We start from the raw sequence: 16,443 nt of genomic DNA on the forward strand, positions 1-16,443 counted from the left end.
CCACCGCAGTCCACCGACGCGGAGGCCGGCGGTCACGTTTTCGGCTTGAAGGACGGGAAGAGGCCGGGGTGCTTGGTGATGTAGTGGAAGAGCTCGCCGAGGACGGCCGCGCCCTGCCCCACGGCGGAACCCACGCGCGGCGGGACGCCGTACTGCACGTCTCCGGCCGCGTAGACGCCGGGCACGCTGGTCTCGTTGTTGGCCGCGCGTGCCTTCTGGACCTCGGTTTCGACGTACTTGGCCAGCTGGGCTCCCGTGTACCCCCTCTTCTCCCCCTCCTTCTGCGCGAGTTCGGCGATCTTCACGAGGGCCTTGGCGTGGCCGGGGATGTTCATCCCGGTCAGCACGGCACCCGAGACGGTGGACACGGCGATCTTCTTCTTCGCCTCCTTGCCGACCCAGCCGATGTCCGGCTTTCCGCCGAGCAGGAGATACAGCCAGCGGGCGTCCAGGTAGCGGACGTCGTCCGTTTGGTTGTGCGTGATCTCAAGGCTCGCCAGTTGATGCTGTCGCCGCGGATGATGATGGTGACGTCCTTGGTGTACTTGGCAAAGTGGAGCGCGGCCTGGCCGGCGGAGTTGCCGCCGCCCACGATGGCCACGCGGTCGCCCGTCGTCTCCGGCGCGTCGACGGCCAGGGCGCTGTAGTAGACGCCGCGCCCGAGCAGGGGTTTGAGCCCCGGGACGTCCATCTGGGTGGCTTTCAACCCGCTGGCGAGGACGACCGCCCCGGCCTTGTAGGTGTGGGTCTCGGTCCCGCCGACGGTCACCTCGTGCGGCTTCTGGGCGTCGCCGATCCGCAGCTCGGTGGCCTGGTGGGCGGGCTGCCAGGCCACCTTGTACTTGCGGGCCTGCTTCAGTGCCCGGCGGGCGAGTTCGAAGCCGGCGATCCCGTCGGGGAAGCCGAAGTAGTTGGCGATCTGGGTGCTGGGCCCGACCTGGCCGCCGGGCACGTCGTCCTCGATGACCAGCGTCTTGAGGCCCTCGGTCCCCGCGTAGACCGCGGTGGACAGCCCGGCCGGGCCCCCGCCCACGACGATGATGTCGAACCAGGCGTTGTCATCGGCCGGGTCCACCAGCTTCAGGGCGACCGCCAGGCGGGCGAGGGAGGGGTCCTTGAGCGGCTGGGACATCCCGGGGACCGTCACGTACACGTTCTCGTCCGTGGGCGGTTCCGGCTTCTGACACTTGATGACGAAGCCGCTGCCGGTGAGGAAGGCCCGGACCTCGAACGCCTTGAGGGAACGGTGGGGTGCCCGGACCGTCACCTGCTCGAGACCGTCACGCTGGTCCGGTGTCGCGTGCTCCCACCAGTCGGCGATGGCGTTGTCGACGACGCGCGGGTCCAGTTCCGCCAGCGTGTCGGTGGTGAACGGCAGCCGGGCGGGTGCGCTGTCGCGGGCCCCGGCGGCCTCACCCTCGCCGTCGGGCGCCAGCCAGAGCCGCCCCGGGTTCCCCTTCAGCCGCACCGGCGCGCTCCAGCACCGCCGAGGCGCCCGGCTCGTCGCCCACCGCGGCGACGAGCACCACGTCGATTCCCTCCTGGGTGAGGGCGTTCACCACCTGCGCGGTGTCCTCCGCGCGAGCGGTGGGAACAACGGTGAATTGCTCTCCGTACCACTTGGCGAAGAATTCCTGGAGCTTCAGCCTGCGGAGCGGATCGGGATCGGACAGGGCGATGGCGTGCCGGAATGCGTGGGCAGACCAGGGGATGACCGGAGGAAAGGACGAGTTTCCGTGAATTCACGCAAACGTCCATGTAAACGTCCCCGCAAACGCCCATGCAAACATCCGCGCAAACGGCGAAGCACCCTGCCCCTCGCGCTGGCGGCGGCCGGACTGATCGCGCGGGTGCCGGCGGTGACCGCCTGCGACACGAAGGCCGAGCCGACCGGGCGCGGGGCTTCGAGCGGCGGTACGGACCGGGCGCACACCGACGTCCTGTTCATCGGCGCCCACCCGGACGACGAGTTCCAGTCCCTGGCCACCTTGGGGCGGTGGAAGGAGAAGGAGGGGCTCGGCAGCGCGGTCGTCACCATCACGCGGGGCGAGGGCGGCGGCAACGCCGTCGGGCCCCAGGAGGGCGCCGCCCTCGGCATGATCCGTGAGACGGAGGAGCGCAGGGCCGTCGGGATCCTCAAGATCCGCGACGTCTACTACCTCGACAAGCCCGACTTCTGGTACACGCTGAACGCCCCTCTGGTTGGCAAGATCTGGAACCGGGCCCCGCAGTGGCCGACGGAGGCGAGGCGATCACGGGGCTGCTGCCGCGCATGACCCAGCTCAGCGCTCTGCTCAATCGTGGGCAGCTGTTCGAGCATGCCGCAGCGGCAGCCGATGTGGCACTGGACCGGCCCGCGATGACGATCCTCGTCATCCTCGACACCGCCGGCCTGGCCGAGTGGTCCGACCGTGACCGCGCCGAGTTCGTCCGCCTGCTCGGCCGCATGGTCGACGACCTGACGGCCCAGCTCGACACGGTCATCGACAGCAAGACGGCCGACGCGTAGGGCGGACGCCCAGGCGCGCGTCCCGACCGCCCTTGACCGCCGGTGTTTCGTACGCCCAGGAGCCCGGCGACGGGGCAAAGCAGGCCAATGGCGCTCCGGGCGCCCGTCGGCAGAAACGGTTACGGAGTCGGTTCCGGCCATGGCGGCGGCATATTCCGCGCGCTCCGGGCGCACCCCCGAGCCAGGGCGGAGGCCCGGTGCGCCGCGATGCCAACCCCATGTCTTGATAGGGCACTTCCCGCGCCGGTGGCGCGATCGCGCCGGTGCGGGAAGACCCGGCGCACCCGTACGTTCGCGCTGTTGGTCGCGTACGCGAACCCGTCCTCATCCGCCACGGAGGTCCTCGGGATGTCGCTGTTCCCCTACAAGCAGTCCTTTGCCGGCTCCACCGTCCCGCCCGACTGGAAGCTGTACGGCTCCGCGAGGATGACCGGCGAGGGCTGGCTCAGCCTCACGCAGGCCAGGACGTTCCAAGCCGGGACGGCCCTGTTGAACGTCGCCTTCCCCAGCAGTGACGGCATCTCGGTGCAGTTCGACCTCGCCGCGTACGGGAGTGGCGACCCCGCCGACGGGCTCTCGTTCTTCCTCATCGACGGCGCGCACGAGACCGGCGTGGGCGGTCCCGGCGGAGCCCTCGGCTACGCCTGCTACCGCAAGGGACAGGGGGACAAGCAGCCCGGCGTCTCCCACGGCTACGTCGGCATCGGCGTGGACCAGCACGGCTCGTTCTCCAACCCGACCCAGGCGGGGGACACCGGACCCGGGACGAGGCCCGACAACGTCGTGCTGCGCGGCTCCGGGGACGGATACGACGGCTACCGCTACCTCGTGGGAGCGGCCCTGCCCACGCTGAGCCTCGAGCGTGCGAACCCCACCCGCGTCCTCCTGTCGATCACCGACCGCAAGGTGTCGGTCTCCGTCCGCAAGGACAACAACTGGCAGCGGCTGATCGACGACTACGACCTGCGCACCGCCACGGGCCAGGCCCCGCTCCCCGGCACCCTCAAGCTCGGCCTGTCGGCCGCCACGGGCGCGCTCACCAACAACTACGAGGTCCGCGACCTCGAGGTGACGCTGCCCGCCGAGTTCCCGCTGGCGATGACGGGCCCGCAGTCCCTCCAGGCCGGCTCGCGGATCGACTACCGGATCACGGTCGAGAACAAGGGGCCCAACGCCGTTCCGGACGCGAAGGTCACCGGCAAGCTGCCGACGGAGGTGACCGCCCCGGCCTTCGGCACGCTCGAACTCAGCGGCGGCGCGACGGCGGGCGCGGGCACCATCACGGACGGGACGTTCACGCAGCCGCTGAACCTCCCGGTGGGCGGCAAGGCCGTCATTCCGCTGAACGGTACGGTCAAGACCGGCACCACCGGCAGCATCACGTGCGACGCCACGGTTACTTCGGAGACGCGCGCCAACATCGCGACGAAGTACTCCGACTCCGTCACGACCACGGTGACGGCACCGCCGACCGCCGAGGTCCCGCTGGGCATGCGCGGACCCGCCACGGCCGACTCGGGCAAGCCGATCTCCTACACGATGACGGTGGAGAACAAGGGCCCGAACGCCGTTCCCGCAGCGAAGATCACGGGCACCCTCGCCGCACAGATCACCGGGGCGCGGTTCGAGACGCCCCAGCTCTCCGGCGGCGCGACGGCCGGCCAGGGCACCGTCTCCGGCACCGACTTCACCCAGCCCCTGAACCTGCCCCGGGGCGGCAAGGCCGTCATCCGCGTCACCGGCACGATCGAGCAGAACTTCACCGGCGACCTCACCAGTACGTCGAAGATCGAGACTCCGGACATCACCAACACCTCGCCGGACAAGACCGGCTCGGTGACCACGAAGGTGACCCCGCCGAAGATCGACGTCACCATCAAGTCGAAGAACGGCTTCGAGCAGAGCTGGCCCGAGGAGTACAAGGGCTACGTCTGGTCGTACACCTTCACACTGGCCGCCAGCCGGAACCGCGTCCAGCAGTGGCAGCTCTCCTTCGACGGACTGCCCGCCGGAAGCCGCTTCAACCCGGCGTACAAGGACCACTGGTACACGGTGGTGAAGGACGGCGGCGCGGACGGCCACGTCATCATCGAGTCACCCGCGACGGGCCACAGCATCGAGCCCAACACACCGCTGGACGTGCAGGTTCAGGTGCTGCACCACTCACTGGCGGAGTCCAACGAGGGCCTGGTCTACAACCTTCAGGGCATCGCCCTGAAGGAGGGCGCCAGCTGAGACCGGCGGGCCCCGCTCCGGCGGGGCCCGCGCTGCGGCCCGGGGATCGTGCGTCACACCTCCGCGACAGCCTCCAGTGGGCTCAGGGCGGCCGCCCGGCGGGCCGGGACGGCGGCCGCGATCGCGCCGATCGCGAGGGAGGCCAGGCACACGAGGAGCAGCGTTCCCCAGGGCAGTGCCAGGGAGTACTGCTCCATCGCGCCGTTGGCCAGCGAGCCGACGGCCCAGGCGCTGAACAGCCCGCCCGCCAGGCCGAGGAGGGTGCCGAACGCGGCGACGGTGACCGCTTCCAGGCGGATCATCCGCCGGATGCCGGCACGGTCCATGCCGATGGCGCGCAGTACGCCGATCTCTCGGGTGCGTTCGGCGACCGACATGGCCAGGGTGTTCACGATGCCGAGCGAGGCGATCACGACGCCGATGGCCAGCAGCCCGTACATCAGGGTGAGCAGATCGCCCATGGTGCCGGCGGCCTCGCGGACGAGGGCCTTTCGGTCCTGCACCTTCAGCAGCGGGTTGTTGCCCACGGCGGTGCGCAGCCGGCCCTCGGTGGCCTTGGAGGTCGCGCCGCTGTCGGTGCGCACGAGGATCCGCTGGACGGAGCCGGGCTTGAAGCTGTTCCGCTGTACTTCGGTACGGGAGCCGAGGACGTCGCCGGCGATGGGGTTGTCCTGGTACACGGCCACGACGGAGTACTGCTCGTAGCCCTGGTCGCGGCCCATGGCGGCGTTGATCCTGCCGCCCGCGCTCACGCCGTGTTCCCGGGCGATGGTGGCGGAGACGGCGATCCGGCCCGGCCCGAGATCCGCGAGGGAACCGCTGGTGAGGCCGAGCCTCATGACGTCCTTCACCGTGTCGGGCTCGACGCCGGAGATGCCCCGGACGCTGCCGCCGATGACCATGGTGGAGTCGGCGACGGCGGTCGCGCTCCGTACTCGCGGGGTGCCGGCCACCCGCTGTACGGCGGCCGGGTCGATGGCGACCGTGGGGGTACGGGTGCCGATCACGTAGTCGGCGCCGAGGCCGGCCGCGGCCTGGTGGTCGAGGGCCTGTCCGGTGGAGTTGCCGAGGACGGCGAGCCCGGCGACGAGTGCCGTGCTGATCATCAGGGCGGAGGCGGTGGCCGCGGTGCGCCGCGGGTCGCGCAGCGCGTTCTCCTGCGCGAGATGGCCGGTGACCCCGAAGCGGCGGGTCAGCCGTCCGGTCAGCCGGATCACGGGGGCGGCGAGCAACGGCGCCAGCACGATCATGGCGGTGACGAGGACGGCGCAGCCGAGCATCGCGCTGTTGAGGTTCTTCTCCGAGGCGTCCTTCGCTCCCGTGAGCGAGATCAGCAGGCCGGCGCCGAGGACGAGGAGGGCGAGACCGGCCACGGCGCGGATGCGGGACCGGGAGGTGGAGGGCGGCTGTTCGGCCGAGCGCATGGCCTCGACGGGCGCGACCTTCGCCGCCCTGCGGGAGGGCAGCCACGCGGCGAGCACGGTGACGCCCACGCCCACACCGAGCGCGGCCACGACCGGGCTCGGACCGATCACCAGGGGGCCGCGGGGCAGCGGGTCCGTGCCGGTGCCCAGGATGTCGGGCAGTACCGAGGCGATGCCCAGGCCGAGTACGAATCCGGCCGCCGACGCGGCGAGGCCGACCAGCAGGGCCTCCCAGAGGACGGAGCGGACCACCTGACGGCGCGAGGCGCCGATCGCCCGCAGCAGTGCGATCTCGCGAGTGCGCCGGGTGATGAGCATGGTGAAGGTGTTGACGACGAGGAACGAGCCGATGAACAGCGAGACCCCGGCGAAGACCAGCGGCAGCTTTTCGTGGCCACGGGTCATGGTGTCGACGTTGGTGGCCTGCTGGGCGGCCTGGGCGCTGCCACTGGCGGCCTCGGCACGGTCGGCCGGAAGCACGCCGGAGACCCGGCGCGAGAGCTCGGCCTGGTGGGTGCCGGACGCGGCGGACAGGTCGATTCCGGTGTAGTGGCCCGGGGTGGCGAACAGGTGCTGGGCGGTCGCCTTGTCGAACAGGGCGAGGGTGCCGCCGGCGGTCACCCGGGAGTCCTTGGTGGTGACGATGCCGACGAGCTGCTTGGTCATCGCCGGGCCGTCCGTGGCCAGCGTGACGGTGTCGCCGATACGGAGGTGGCCCGCGGCGGCGGTGCCGCTGTCCACGGCCAGTTCGCCGTCGCCCGTGGGGGCGTGCCCCTTGACCAGCGGATAGCGGCTGTCCTTGCCGTCCGCGCCGGGTACGTAGGCGGCGGCCAGGTGCGCCCACGCCTTGTCGGCCCGCATCGGAGTGCCGTCGGCGGCGTTCAGGGTGGCCGAGCCGTCGACCGACGGCCGCACGGCGGCGACACCGGGTACGTCGGCCAGTTTCCGCACGAGCGCGTCGTCGAGCACGCTGGTGCGCCGGTCCGCGGCGGCCCCCGGCGGGGGCTCCTTCGCGGTCACGGTGACCGCGATGCCCGCGAAGTTCCGCGACGCGGCGGCGCGGTAGGCCGCGGCGGAGGAGTCCGCGAAGACGAGGGTGCCGGAGACGAACGCGACGCCCAGGCAGACCGCGAGGACGGTCATGGCCAGACGGGCCTTGTGCGCCAGGACGTTGCGCAGGGCTGTTCTCAGCATGGGCAGCTTTCGGGAACGGGGAAGGGGCAGGGACGTGCGGCGCGGTGCGCGAGGCCTGGGAGGCGGGCTCGACGGATGCGGTCAGCTGGTGCGCGAGGGGCCGTCGACGGCGGGGGTCTGCGGGTTCTCCCCGGAAAGACGCAGCATCCGGTCCAGGACCCGGTCCGGGGTGGGACGCGTCATCTCGTCCACCAGGCGGCCGTCGGCGAGGAAGACCACGCGGTCGGCGTACCCGGCGGCCACGGGGTCGTGGGTGACCATGACGACGGTCTGGCCGAGCTCGCGTACCGAGTCGCGCAGGAAGCCGAGGACCTCGGCCCCGGCTCGGGAGTCGAGGTTGCCGGTGGGCTCGTCGCCGAAGACGATCGCGGGGCGGGAGGCCAGGGCGCGGGCCACCGCGACGCGCTGCTGCTGCCCGCCGGACAGCTGTGCGGGCCGGTGGCCGAGGCGCTGGGAGAGGCCGAGCATGGCGATGACGCGGTCCAGCCACTGCCGGTCGGGGCGGCGCCCGGCGATGTTCAGCGGCAGCGTGATGTTCTCCAGCGCGGTCAGCGTCGGCAGCAGGTTGAACGCCTGGAAGATGAAGCCGATCCGGTCGCGGCGCAGCTCGGTGAGCTGCCGGTCGTTGAGCGTGCTCAGTTCGGTGGTGCCGATGCGCACGGAACCGGAACTGGGCGAGTCGAGCCCGGCGGCGCAGTGCATCAGGGTGGATTTGCCGCAGCCGGAAGGGCCCATGATCGCGGTGAACTCGCCCTCGCGGAAGTCGATGCCGACCCCGTCCAGGGCGACGACCTGGGTGTCGCCGCTGCCGTAGACCTTCGTCAGGCCGACGGTGGCGGCCGCGATCCCCGGCGTCGTGTGCAGCGCGTGCGGGGCAAAGGGATCGACGATCACAGGGACTCCTCTTCGGTGCGGAAAGATGCACTTCGAAGGGTGCCGGGGGAACGTATCGGGGCCCGGGCTGCTGTGTATCGGCGTCCGCTCCGCTGTGTAGCAGTTGTGCGGCGGGGGGGGGGGCAGAGGTTCTGCGGGTGCCGGGAGGTCAGGTCGGCAGGCGCAGGGTGGCGACGGCGCCGCCGTCCGGGGCGTTGTCCAGGCGCAGCTCGGCGCCGAGCACCCGGGCCTGTCCCAGGGCGATCGTCAGCCCCAGACCGTGGCCCGAGCCGCGCTCGGTCGCGCCCGTGTGGAACCGGCGCGGACCATGGACCAGCAGGTCCGCCGGGAAGCCCGGGCCGTGGTCGCGCACGACGACCGTACGGCCCTCGACGGTGACCCGCACCGGGGTGCCCCCGTGCCGGTGGGCGTTGACGACGAGATTGCCGACGATCCGCTCCAGGCGGCGCGGGTCGGTCTCCACGGTCGTGGCATCCCCCGCGTGCCGCGTGCCGGGATCCTCCGCGGGCTGCGTGTCGGCGACCTCTGCGTCGCGCTGCGTGCCGGCGACGGTGACCTCGGTGTCGAAGCCGGTGCGCGCCACGGCCTCGGAGACGACCGCGCCGAGCGGCACCCGGGCCCGGACCGGCTGTTCGGCGCCCGCGTCCAGCCGGGAGATCTCCAGCAGGTCCTCGACCAGACCGCGCAGATCACGCACCCGGGCCCGGAGCAGATCCTCCGTCTCACCGGGCGGCAGCAGGTCGGCGGCGGCCAGCAGACCGCCGACAGGAGTACGCAGCTCATGGGCCACGTCCGCGGTGAACCGGCGCTCGGTGCGCAGCCGTCGGCCGAGGCTGTCGGCCATGAGGTCGACGGTTGCGGCGATGTCGGCCACCTCGTCGCGGCCCTTGGTGGGCCCGGTCCGGGCGTCGAGGTCCCCGGCGGCGATCCGGCCCGCGGTCTCGGAGACCCGCCGTAGCCGGCGGCCGAGCAACCCGGCCCCGTACCCCGCCAGCGGCACGGCCGCCGCGAGCGCGACCAGCGAGGCCAGCGTCATGGTCACGTCGAGCCGGTGCAGGGTGTGGAGTTCCGGGCTCATGTTGACCCGGACGGCGAGGACCGGGCTGCCCGGTCCGCCGGTCCGCTGCGCGGCCCAGACGCTCGGCCCCAGATTTCCCTCGACGCGCCCGTCGTAGGCCGTGTGCCGGTCGCCGTCGGCCGGGTGGCTCAGCGCGGCGGGCAGCTCGGCCGGATCGAGCTCGGCGCCGTCCGCGAGCGTTCCGGTACGCCGGTAGACGTCCATGGCCGAGTACACGGCGTTGAAGGCCTGCGCTCCGGCACTGTCGCGGATGTCCTGCGCGGTCCATACGTGCACCAGCGCGCCCACGGCCACCGCCACCAGGCACGCCGTGGCGGCGGCCAGCGCGGCGATCTTCCAGCGCAAGGACGCGAGGGCCGGCCGTAGCCGGTGGAACGGACGCACCGGTCTCATCGCCTGAGCTTGTAGCCGAAGCCGCGGACTGTTTCGATCCGCTCTCGCCCCAGCTTCTTGCGCAGCCGTTGCACGCACAGGTCCACGACCCGGCTGTCGCCGTCCCAGCCGTACTCCCAGACGTTGCGCAGCAGGGTGTGCCGGTCCAGCACGACGCCCGGGTGGGCGGCGAACTCCAGCAGCAGCTTCAGTTCGGTGGGGGTCAACGCCACCGGGCTTTGGGAGAGGAACACCTCCATGCCGGCCGTGTCGATGGTCAGGTCCCCGAGCACCAGCACGTCTCCCTCGGACGGCGGCTCCTCGCCCGGAGCCCGCACGGGCCCTGGGGCGGCCGCGTAGGTCGCCCGCCGCAGCAGGGAGCGGATGCGTGCCACGAGCACGTAGGTGTCCACGGGCTTGACCACGTAGTCGTCCGCTCCGGCCTCCAGGCCGGCGACGACATCGAGCCCGTCGCCACGAGCGGACATCATCAAGACGGGCACCAAGCTGGTCTCCCGGACTCTGCGGCACAGGCCGATCCCGTCCAGGCCGGGCAGCATCACATCCAGGATCAGCAGGTCGAAGCTCTCGTCGCGAAAGAGCTCGAGCCCGGTGAGACCGTCGGCCGCGGCCTTCATCTCGTAGCCGTAGCGCTCCAGGGCGACGGTGAAGGACCGGCGCATCAGGTCGTCGTCCTCCACCAGCAACACGCGAACAGGGCGCGAAGAGACCCCAGCCGGGGCGGACGAGGACACGGGCGGGGGCTCCTGTTCGGGCGGGTCAGGTGAGACGGCGGTCCTGGCTGCACTGACGACTCATGCGCGGCCGACGACCCGGAACGAACGATACGACAGACACCGAGGGGCACGGCCGGGTCGTACAGCGGACACGCGAAACACCTGTCCAGGGGCTCCTCCATCCGTAAACCCCCAGGTCGGAATGGATGCCATCGGGCCGGGCAGCCGTCGGCCCCACGGCCCTCCGAAACCCCTGCCGGCCTCCCTCCGCCGCGGTCGGCGCGCTTTGTTGATGGACGACCAAGCGCTTCCTGATACGCGCCGGATACAAAGCCCCGGGACACAGTGGCGCTCGAGGATCACGATCTCGGGAATCACTTGGGCTTTCGGAGACCGGCCTGGTGCCGCCGGCCCCTCAACCGGCCATTCGGGGGTACGAGCACGTGCTTACGATTCGTCTGCAGGTGCCAGGCGCTCGGTAGGTCCGGCGAAGGCCAGGAACAGGGAACGGTTGCTGATAAGCCACCGGCCGTCGACCTTGCGGAAGGTGTCCTCGTAGTGACCCACCTGGACAGGGGGTCGCGCGGGCAGCATGCCGCCGGTATGACCGTCGACACGGTAGGTCGTGAAGTAGGTGGTCGCGGTCGCTGTCGACTCGGATGTGAGGGTCACCAGGATGTTCGTGCAGATACGGCGCGAGAGCCGGTCGGCAGGCCGAGAACCGAAGTAGGCGCGAAGGGCGTCACGACCCCGGATGCTGCGGTCACCTGCAGCCCACTCCCAGATCCCGTCAGTAGTGAACAGCTCGGCCACCTCACTTGGGTCACCCAAGTCGAGCTTGCGGACGAACTCGATGATGAGGCGCTCGCAGGATCGCTCAGCGATCAGACGGTCCATGGGATCAACGGCGTCAGTAGTCATCCCATTTTCTACCAGCCCGCCAGCGAACCCTGCGACTGCTTTCGTCTTCGCACGATCGCCCCGCCCGGCCGACGCCGTCGCCGCCCACCCGACCAGGTCGGTCGCGCCACGACGATCGCCTCCTCCAGCTCGCCGCTCCGCCTCGCACTGCCACGCTCACATCCAGCAGCGGGCAGCGCACGAGGTGTTCAGCCGGACGGCGCGCTCGCCGGGTGCGGCAGGTGCCCGCATTGTCCGGCTTGCTGGCGGGGCCGACGGACCGGGAGCAGGCTGGGATGCAGGAGTGAGGACGGGGCAGCAGGTCGCTGCGGCTGCCCGCCCGGAGGGTGGGGGAGGTACCCGTAGCGGACGAGGGACATCCGAATCGAGGGTACGTACATCGTCAACGTGCCTCAGCGGATCTGGCTCTGTTCGCGAGAACGGGTTCTGGCACAGCTTCTGTGGCCAGTGACAGAGAGCTACTGGGCTCGGCCCACCTGTTCAATCACATCACCCTTGCCCAGGCAGTTAGCGTGTCCGGATGCCATCCGTGAACCTGCGTCTCTCAGTACGCGCGATCATCCTCGACGAGGACGACCGCATCCTTCTCTGTCGGTTCGCGATTCCAGAGCTGGCGGGAACGGTGGTGTGGGCAGCTCCGGGCGGAGGAATCGAACAGGACGAGACACCACTTGCCGCATTACGTCGCGAACTGCGGGAAGAGGTGGGCCTCGCTGTCAGGACCGACCCCCCGCACGTGTGGCACCAAGAAGTGGTGGCGCCTGGGCACGCAGCGGGCTACGACGGCGTCGTCAATGACTACTTCCTCGTGCGCACTGCAGGGTTCAACCCGCGCGGGGCGCTGTCCGACGACGAGCTCGCCGAGGAGAACATCACCGGGCTGGAGTGGTGGCACCCACAGGAAGTCGCCAGTTATGACGGTCCGGACCTCTTTTCCCCCCGCGACCTTGCGACTCCTTTGAGGGCGTTGATCACCTCCGGTGTTCCAGCCAGACCTGTGCTGCTCGGCCTCTGAACCGACCGCCCGCGTCATGGCGCGAGCAGGACTGGTTTTCGCAGGAGGGCGAAGCCCGCGCGGCCGAACATCTGGCGCTTGAGCATCTTGATCCGATTGACATGGCCTTCGACGGGGCCCGAGTTCCAGGGCAGGGTGAGGCCGGCGATGACGGCATCGCGGTCGCGGTCGATGCCTGCGGCGAGGGTATGGAGACTGGGTAGGTCGTCCTGTCGGACGGCATCGAGCCAGTCCGGCAGGCGCTCGCCCTGGCGCTCGGTGAGCATGGTCGCGAAGGAGCGGACATGGCGGGTGAGGGTGTCCAGTTCGGGGCAGTGGGCCCGGACGGTCTTGAGGTGGAGCTGGTCGGTCTCGGAGAGGGTTTCCGGGCGACGGAGGATCCATCCGGCGACGGCCCGGGGCGAGGGCGGGCGTGCGGTCACGGGTCGCGGTGAGGTGCGCTTCTGGTGGAGGTAGGCGCGAACGCGCTGGTAGCTGCCCTTGTAGCCGAGCGGGACGATTTCCTCCCATAGTTTCCAGGCGTTGGTGCACCCCTCGCTCCAGCGGTCGTCGAGGTAGGTCTTGTACTCGTCCAGGACGGACGGCCGGGTCTGCCACTGACCGGTAAAGAGGTCTTCGGGCTTGGCAGCGTCGGCGTACCGCTTGACGGTGCGGCTGGTCATGTGGAGCTGCCGCTGGATCGCGCGGCGGCTGTGGCCTGCTTTCAGCAGCGCGTGGACGGCGGCGTGTGTGCTCCGGGTGCGGTCGGCGAACCGGTGGCCGGTCGGCCACGGCGAGCCGGACGCCTCTTCCGCCGGGGCCTGTTCAGGCTCGGGTTCAGGTGCCTCGGGGACCAGGACACGCAGGCAGCGGCGGTGTTGTGCGACGGTCCTCTCGGCGGCCTCGCTCAGGTTGTGCCAGAGATGCCACCTGTCCGCGACCTGGACGGCCTGCGGTGCCCCGGCGGCGGCGCCCTCGGCGAAGAACGGGGCACGGTCGCGGCAGACGACCTCGACACCGGGCCGCTGTGCCAGCCACGCGGCCAGCGTCGGCGCCTCCCGGTCGGGCAGCAGGTCAACGGGGCGCCGCGTCTCGATATCGACGAGGACCGTGCCGTAGTGGCGGCCCTTGCGGGTGGCGTACTCGTCGGCGCCGACCACCCGCGGCGCGGGCACGTCCGGCTCGGGAAGCGCGTCGACCAGGCGAAGGACGGTGCTGCGGCTGATGGGCATCCCGAGGACGGAGGCCAAGCGGGCGCCGGCCCGGCCCGCCAAGGCAAGCCCCACTGCGGCCAGGGCCGAACGCAGACGTTCGGTCCGCTGACCGTACCGGCGGGTCAGACCCGTTAACTGCTCGACGAAGGTGCGTCGCACGCACGAGGCGTTCTGGCAGATGAACCGACGGACCCTCAGCTGGAGAACAACGCTTCGCCCTGCGCTAGGCACATCGGCGGGAAACCGCAGGTAGGAACCATGGACCCGGTTCGACCAGGCTCCACACACCGGACACGTCGCGCCGTCCGTGGTGCAGTACGCATCGACGCGCACCATCGCGATGCTCACGTTCACCGACAGCACCGCAACGTCCGCGATCGACGGGAACAACAGCTCCTTCAACCGGAGCACGGCCTCTTCCACGGCCCCGAACTGTCAGCCCAACTACCTTGACCACAGCTCATTTTCGGGCGACTTCAAGAGCCGCTACGAAAGACTCGACTATCACTCAGAGTGACGGCCCCACAGAAGCTGAGCCAGAACCCGTTCTCGTGTACAAAGCCAGACGGGCGCTTCCGCACTCCTGTACTGACCGTAGACATGAATTAGGGCGCAGCATGTCCTACTCGGCTCCTGGCCCGGCACTGAAGAAGGCGGTCAGCGTGACATCCGGGCCTCCGTCCCGGTACGGGGCTCGGGAATCTCGCCGTTGGTCAGCGCAGCGAAATCGGATTGCGCCGCCTCGACGGCCTCGGGGTATGCCTCTCGTCCGGCATGTTCGGCGGGGCCCGGTAGATGCTGGCGACGGACGGGCTGTGCCCCTTGCGCTTGCCGGTGGGGGTGATCAGGCCGGGCTGGATCTGCTCGACGGATTCGCCGGCCGCACGGCGTCGGAGGACGGTGTGGAGCATGTCGTCGGTGATGACCGGGGGCCGGCCGCCGTGCTTGCCCTTGCGGGCGGCGGCATCGAGGCCTTCAAGGGTGGACTCGCCGATGTTCTCCCGCTCGGTCTCTGCCATCGCCGCGAAGAACGAACAGCAGCCGGCCGGGCCCGCTCGGGTCGTACATCCCGGGCAAGGGGTCCGGCGAGCATCTCCAGGACCAGGCCGTGCGCGGTGAGGTGGTCGGCGAGCGCGGTGAGCTCGGCGGCATCGGGAGATCAAGGCTCACGCCCCGCATTGCCGTGCTGTCTTCACCGTGTATGAGATGAAGCGGCTCGGCCGGGATGTCGAGCGCCATCTCTGCCCGCGGTGCGGTGCCGAGTCCGGATCGCCGTGCCGCTCGCGCGGCGGCGCGGTCGCCGGCGCCTATCACACCGGCCGGTTCACGAAGGTGCCCCGGCTCGCGAAGCTGCTGCGGGTGCCGACCCCCGCCGACCGGGGACCGGGACAGCCGTGGCGGCCCGGCACCCCGCCCCCGGCCCCAGTCGAACCCGATGTCCCGACCGCGGACATCCGGATCGGCTACGCACGCTGCTCGACACTCGGCCAAGCGCTCGACTCGCAGCTGGACGCGGCCTCGAACTGCGGGCTGCACTCCCGGCTCCGCTCCTACTCGACCCCCTTTTCTGCCTCGCTGCGCTTCGAGGCAGGGACCGGCTCACCGACCAGAGACCCAAAGCCGTTGCGGCCCCCTGTCCGGGGAGGGCAGGAGGCCGCACCGTGGGGCGGGCTCTCTCATCGCCGGCGAGCCACGACGACGACCCAGACCCATGGCCACAGGTCCCGCGATCACCCACACGAGGGGCCAGGCAACCGATCAAGAGATCCCACACAGGCACTGAGGGAGGCCCGCGCGATGGGCCTGACCCGCCCCGGCGCTCCGATGGCCGGCCTGCCGGACGACTTCGTCATCACCCTCCGCGATGTGCCCAAGGCCGCCGAGCCCTCCGAGGAGGGGCAGGACCTGCCCCCGGAGATCCTGCGCCAGCTGTGCTCCCACCTCGACCTGTTCGAGTCGATGTGCTGCCCCGAACTCCGCTCCTGCCTCGACGACCTGCTCCGCACCAGGGAGAAGCTGCTCGCGATGCCCGAGGCCGACGCCTGGGCCCGCGCCGAGGCCGCCCCGTCCGACGAGGAGATCCGCCGGGCGCGGCGGCTGATCCAGCGCGTCACCGAGGACGTCGACCAGCTCACCGACGACGAACGCGACCAGATCCAGCAGGCCGCCGCCATCGTCCGCAAGACCCGCCAGGGCTTCCTCGGCATGCCCCGCATCCGCCGGCCCCTGCCCGACCTGAGACCGGAGCGACCCGCATGACCGCACCCGAGCCAAGCGTCCAGGCCATGGCCGAAGGCCGCCGCGCCGACACCGGCCGGCGCCGCCGGCGCGTCCAGGCCGCCCTGGCCGCCGCCGCCAAGGAGGGCACCGAGATCAGCGTCACCGTGATCGCCCGCCGGGCCGGCGTCGACCGCACCTTCCTCTACCGTCACCGCGACCTCCTGGGCCAGGTCCACGCCCAGGCCGCCGAGCCGCCAGCCGTCCCGGGCGGCCGTGGACCCATGGTCAGCCGGGCCTCTCTGCAGGCCGACCTCCTGGCGGCCGACGCCCGATCCGCCCGCCTCGCTGCCCAGGTCCGCAGCCTCGAAGCCCGCCTCGGCGAGGTGTTGGGCGAGCAGGTCTGGCGCGAGGTCGGCATCGGCGGCCCGGACGACACCGAGCAGCTCAAGGCCAAGATCACCCCCCTCGAACAGCAGGTGGTCGACCTGGAACTCAAGCTCCAGGACCAGGGCGACGAGCTGAACGCCGCCCGCACGACCAACCGCGAACTCATGGCCCAGCTCAACCGCGACCCGACTCGGCGGCACTGAAAGCGCAGGTCAGGCCACCTGTCAGTAGCCCTTGCCGAGAAAGGACGCCTTGGCGGACTCT

Annotated in this window: 15 protein-coding genes; 6 read left to right on the forward strand and 9 right to left on the reverse strand. The window is 70.9% G+C overall.

Annotated elements, in window-relative coordinates; genetic code table 11:
* Positions 1 to 32 precede the first annotated feature (32 nt).
* Both IE295_RS16370 and IE295_RS16375 read right to left on the reverse strand, forming a co-directional pair.
* Positions 33 to 368, reverse strand: a complete 336-nt coding sequence (locus IE295_RS16370; RefSeq protein ID WP_190064334.1) for a hypothetical protein — start codon at positions 366 to 368, stop codon at positions 33 to 35.
* Positions 341 to 1,468, reverse strand: coding sequence for an NAD(P)/FAD-dependent oxidoreductase (locus tag IE295_RS16375; RefSeq protein WP_224323400.1), 1,128 nt, complete (start codon positions 1,466 to 1,468; stop codon positions 341 to 343). The genes IE295_RS16370 and IE295_RS16375 overlap by 28 nt, the downstream gene beginning before the upstream one ends.
* Before the next feature lie 391 nt (positions 1,469 to 1,859).
* Between IE295_RS16375 and IE295_RS33585 the strand changes: the two genes are divergently transcribed.
* From IE295_RS33585 to IE295_RS16390, 3 genes are all read left to right on the forward strand, one after another.
* Complete coding sequence (locus tag IE295_RS33585) at positions 1,860 to 2,276, forward strand: PIG-L family deacetylase (RefSeq protein WP_224323399.1); 417 nt, start codon at positions 1,860 to 1,862, stop codon at positions 2,274 to 2,276.
* Positions 2,273 to 2,509 carry a hypothetical protein gene (locus IE295_RS16385; RefSeq protein WP_190064337.1) on the forward strand — a complete coding sequence of 79 codons (237 nt, stop codon included), beginning with the start codon at positions 2,273 to 2,275 and terminating at the stop codon, positions 2,507 to 2,509. The genes IE295_RS33585 and IE295_RS16385 overlap by 4 nt, the downstream gene beginning before the upstream one ends.
* Positions 2,510 to 2,857: 348 nt before the next feature.
* Positions 2,858 to 4,744: a DUF11 domain-containing protein gene (locus tag IE295_RS16390; RefSeq protein WP_190064338.1), complete on the forward strand. Its 1,887-nt coding sequence runs from the start codon at positions 2,858 to 2,860 to the stop codon at positions 4,742 to 4,744.
* Between the two features lie 53 nt (positions 4,745 to 4,797).
* Here the strand turns inward: IE295_RS16390 and IE295_RS16395 are convergent, their stop codons facing one another.
* The 5 genes from IE295_RS16395 to IE295_RS16415 all read right to left on the reverse strand — a co-directional run bounded on the left by IE295_RS16395 (position 4,798) and on the right by IE295_RS16415 (position 11,364).
* Positions 4,798 to 7,362: an ABC transporter permease gene (locus IE295_RS16395; protein WP_190064339.1), complete on the reverse strand. Its 2,565-nt coding sequence runs from the start codon at positions 7,360 to 7,362 to the stop codon at positions 4,798 to 4,800.
* Positions 7,363 to 7,443: 81 nt separating this feature from the next.
* On the reverse strand, positions 7,444 to 8,253 hold the full coding sequence (locus IE295_RS16400) for an ABC transporter ATP-binding protein (RefSeq protein WP_372479403.1): 810 nt from the start codon (positions 8,251 to 8,253) through the stop codon (positions 7,444 to 7,446).
* Between the two features lie 151 nt (positions 8,254 to 8,404).
* The gene (locus IE295_RS16405) at positions 8,405 to 9,727 is read right to left on the reverse strand and encodes a sensor histidine kinase (protein WP_190064340.1); all 1,323 of its coding nucleotides are present in this window, start codon (positions 9,725 to 9,727) and stop codon (positions 8,405 to 8,407) included.
* A complete protein-coding gene (gene cseB / locus IE295_RS16410) occupies positions 9,724 to 10,389 on the reverse strand; it encodes a two-component system response regulator CseB (RefSeq protein ID WP_229922979.1) in 666 nt (221 codons plus the stop codon). Before cseB ends, IE295_RS16405 begins: the two co-directional genes overlap by 4 nt.
* A 501-nt stretch (positions 10,390 to 10,890) precedes the next feature.
* Positions 10,891 to 11,364 carry a nuclear transport factor 2 family protein gene (locus tag IE295_RS16415; RefSeq protein ID WP_190064342.1) on the reverse strand — a complete coding sequence of 158 codons (474 nt, stop codon included), beginning with the start codon at positions 11,362 to 11,364 and terminating at the stop codon, positions 10,891 to 10,893.
* A 520-nt stretch (positions 11,365 to 11,884) separates the two neighbouring features.
* On the opposite strand from IE295_RS16415, the gene IE295_RS16420 reads away from it, so the two are divergent.
* A complete protein-coding gene (locus IE295_RS16420; RefSeq protein ID WP_190064343.1) occupies positions 11,885 to 12,379 on the forward strand; it encodes an NUDIX domain-containing protein in 495 nt (164 codons plus the stop codon).
* A 14-nt stretch (positions 12,380 to 12,393) separates the two neighbouring features.
* Here IE295_RS16420 and IE295_RS16425 read toward each other — a convergent pair whose 3' ends face one another.
* Positions 12,394 to 13,995 (reverse strand): ISL3 family transposase, encoded by a 1,602-nt coding sequence (locus tag IE295_RS16425; protein WP_190064344.1) that lies wholly within the window; start codon positions 13,993 to 13,995, stop codon positions 12,394 to 12,396.
* A gap of 290 nt (positions 13,996 to 14,285) precedes the next feature.
* Entirely contained in the window at positions 14,286 to 14,591 is a 306-nt protein-coding gene (locus IE295_RS33590; protein ID WP_224323398.1) for a hypothetical protein, read from the reverse strand.
* 187 nt (positions 14,592 to 14,778) lie between these two features.
* Between IE295_RS33590 and IE295_RS34665 the strand changes: the two genes are divergently transcribed.
* Both IE295_RS34665 and IE295_RS16440 read left to right on the forward strand, forming a co-directional pair.
* The gene (locus IE295_RS34665) at positions 14,779 to 15,831 is read left to right on the forward strand and encodes a zinc finger domain-containing protein (protein WP_506005292.1); all 1,053 of its coding nucleotides are present in this window, start codon (positions 14,779 to 14,781) and stop codon (positions 15,829 to 15,831) included.
* Positions 15,828 to 16,382: a hypothetical protein gene (locus tag IE295_RS16440; RefSeq protein WP_224323396.1), complete on the forward strand. Its 555-nt coding sequence runs from the start codon at positions 15,828 to 15,830 to the stop codon at positions 16,380 to 16,382. Before IE295_RS34665 ends, IE295_RS16440 begins: the two co-directional genes overlap by 4 nt.
* The last annotated feature ends 61 nt before the right edge of the window (positions 16,383 to 16,443 follow it).

It is taken from the genome of Streptomyces griseocarneus (assembly GCF_014655595.1).
Lineage (GTDB): Bacteria > Actinomycetota > Actinomycetes > Streptomycetales > Streptomycetaceae > Streptomyces > Streptomyces griseocarneus.

Bases quoted from the DNA above. Each gene is read 5' to 3' on its own strand.
- IE295_RS16415 (WP_190064342.1), bottom strand. From the start codon at position 11,364: ATGACTACTGACGCCGTTGATCCCATGGACCGTCTGATCGCTGAGCGA.
- IE295_RS33590 (WP_224323398.1), bottom strand. From the start codon at position 14,591: ATGGCAGAGACCGAGCGGGAGAACATCGGCGAGTCCACCCTTGAAGGC.
- IE295_RS16395 (WP_190064339.1), bottom strand. From the start codon at position 7,362: ATGCTGAGAACAGCCCTGCGCAACGTCCTGGCGCACAAGGCCCGTCTG.
- IE295_RS16420 (WP_190064343.1), top strand. From the start codon at position 11,885: ATGCCATCCGTGAACCTGCGTCTCTCAGTACGCGCGATCATCCTCGAC.
- IE295_RS16405 (WP_190064340.1), bottom strand. From the start codon at position 9,727: ATGAGACCGGTGCGTCCGTTCCACCGGCTACGGCCGGCCCTCGCGTCC.
- IE295_RS34665 (WP_506005292.1), top strand. From the start codon at position 14,779: ATGAAGCGGCTCGGCCGGGATGTCGAGCGCCATCTCTGCCCGCGGTGC.
- IE295_RS16390 (WP_190064338.1), top strand. From the start codon at position 2,858: ATGTCGCTGTTCCCCTACAAGCAGTCCTTTGCCGGCTCCACCGTCCCG.
- IE295_RS16440 (WP_224323396.1), top strand. From the start codon at position 15,828: ATGACCGCACCCGAGCCAAGCGTCCAGGCCATGGCCGAAGGCCGCCGC.
- IE295_RS16385 (WP_190064337.1), top strand. From the start codon at position 2,273: ATGACCCAGCTCAGCGCTCTGCTCAATCGTGGGCAGCTGTTCGAGCAT.
- cseB (WP_229922979.1), bottom strand. From the start codon at position 10,389: ATGCGCCGGTCCTTCACCGTCGCCCTGGAGCGCTACGGCTACGAGATG.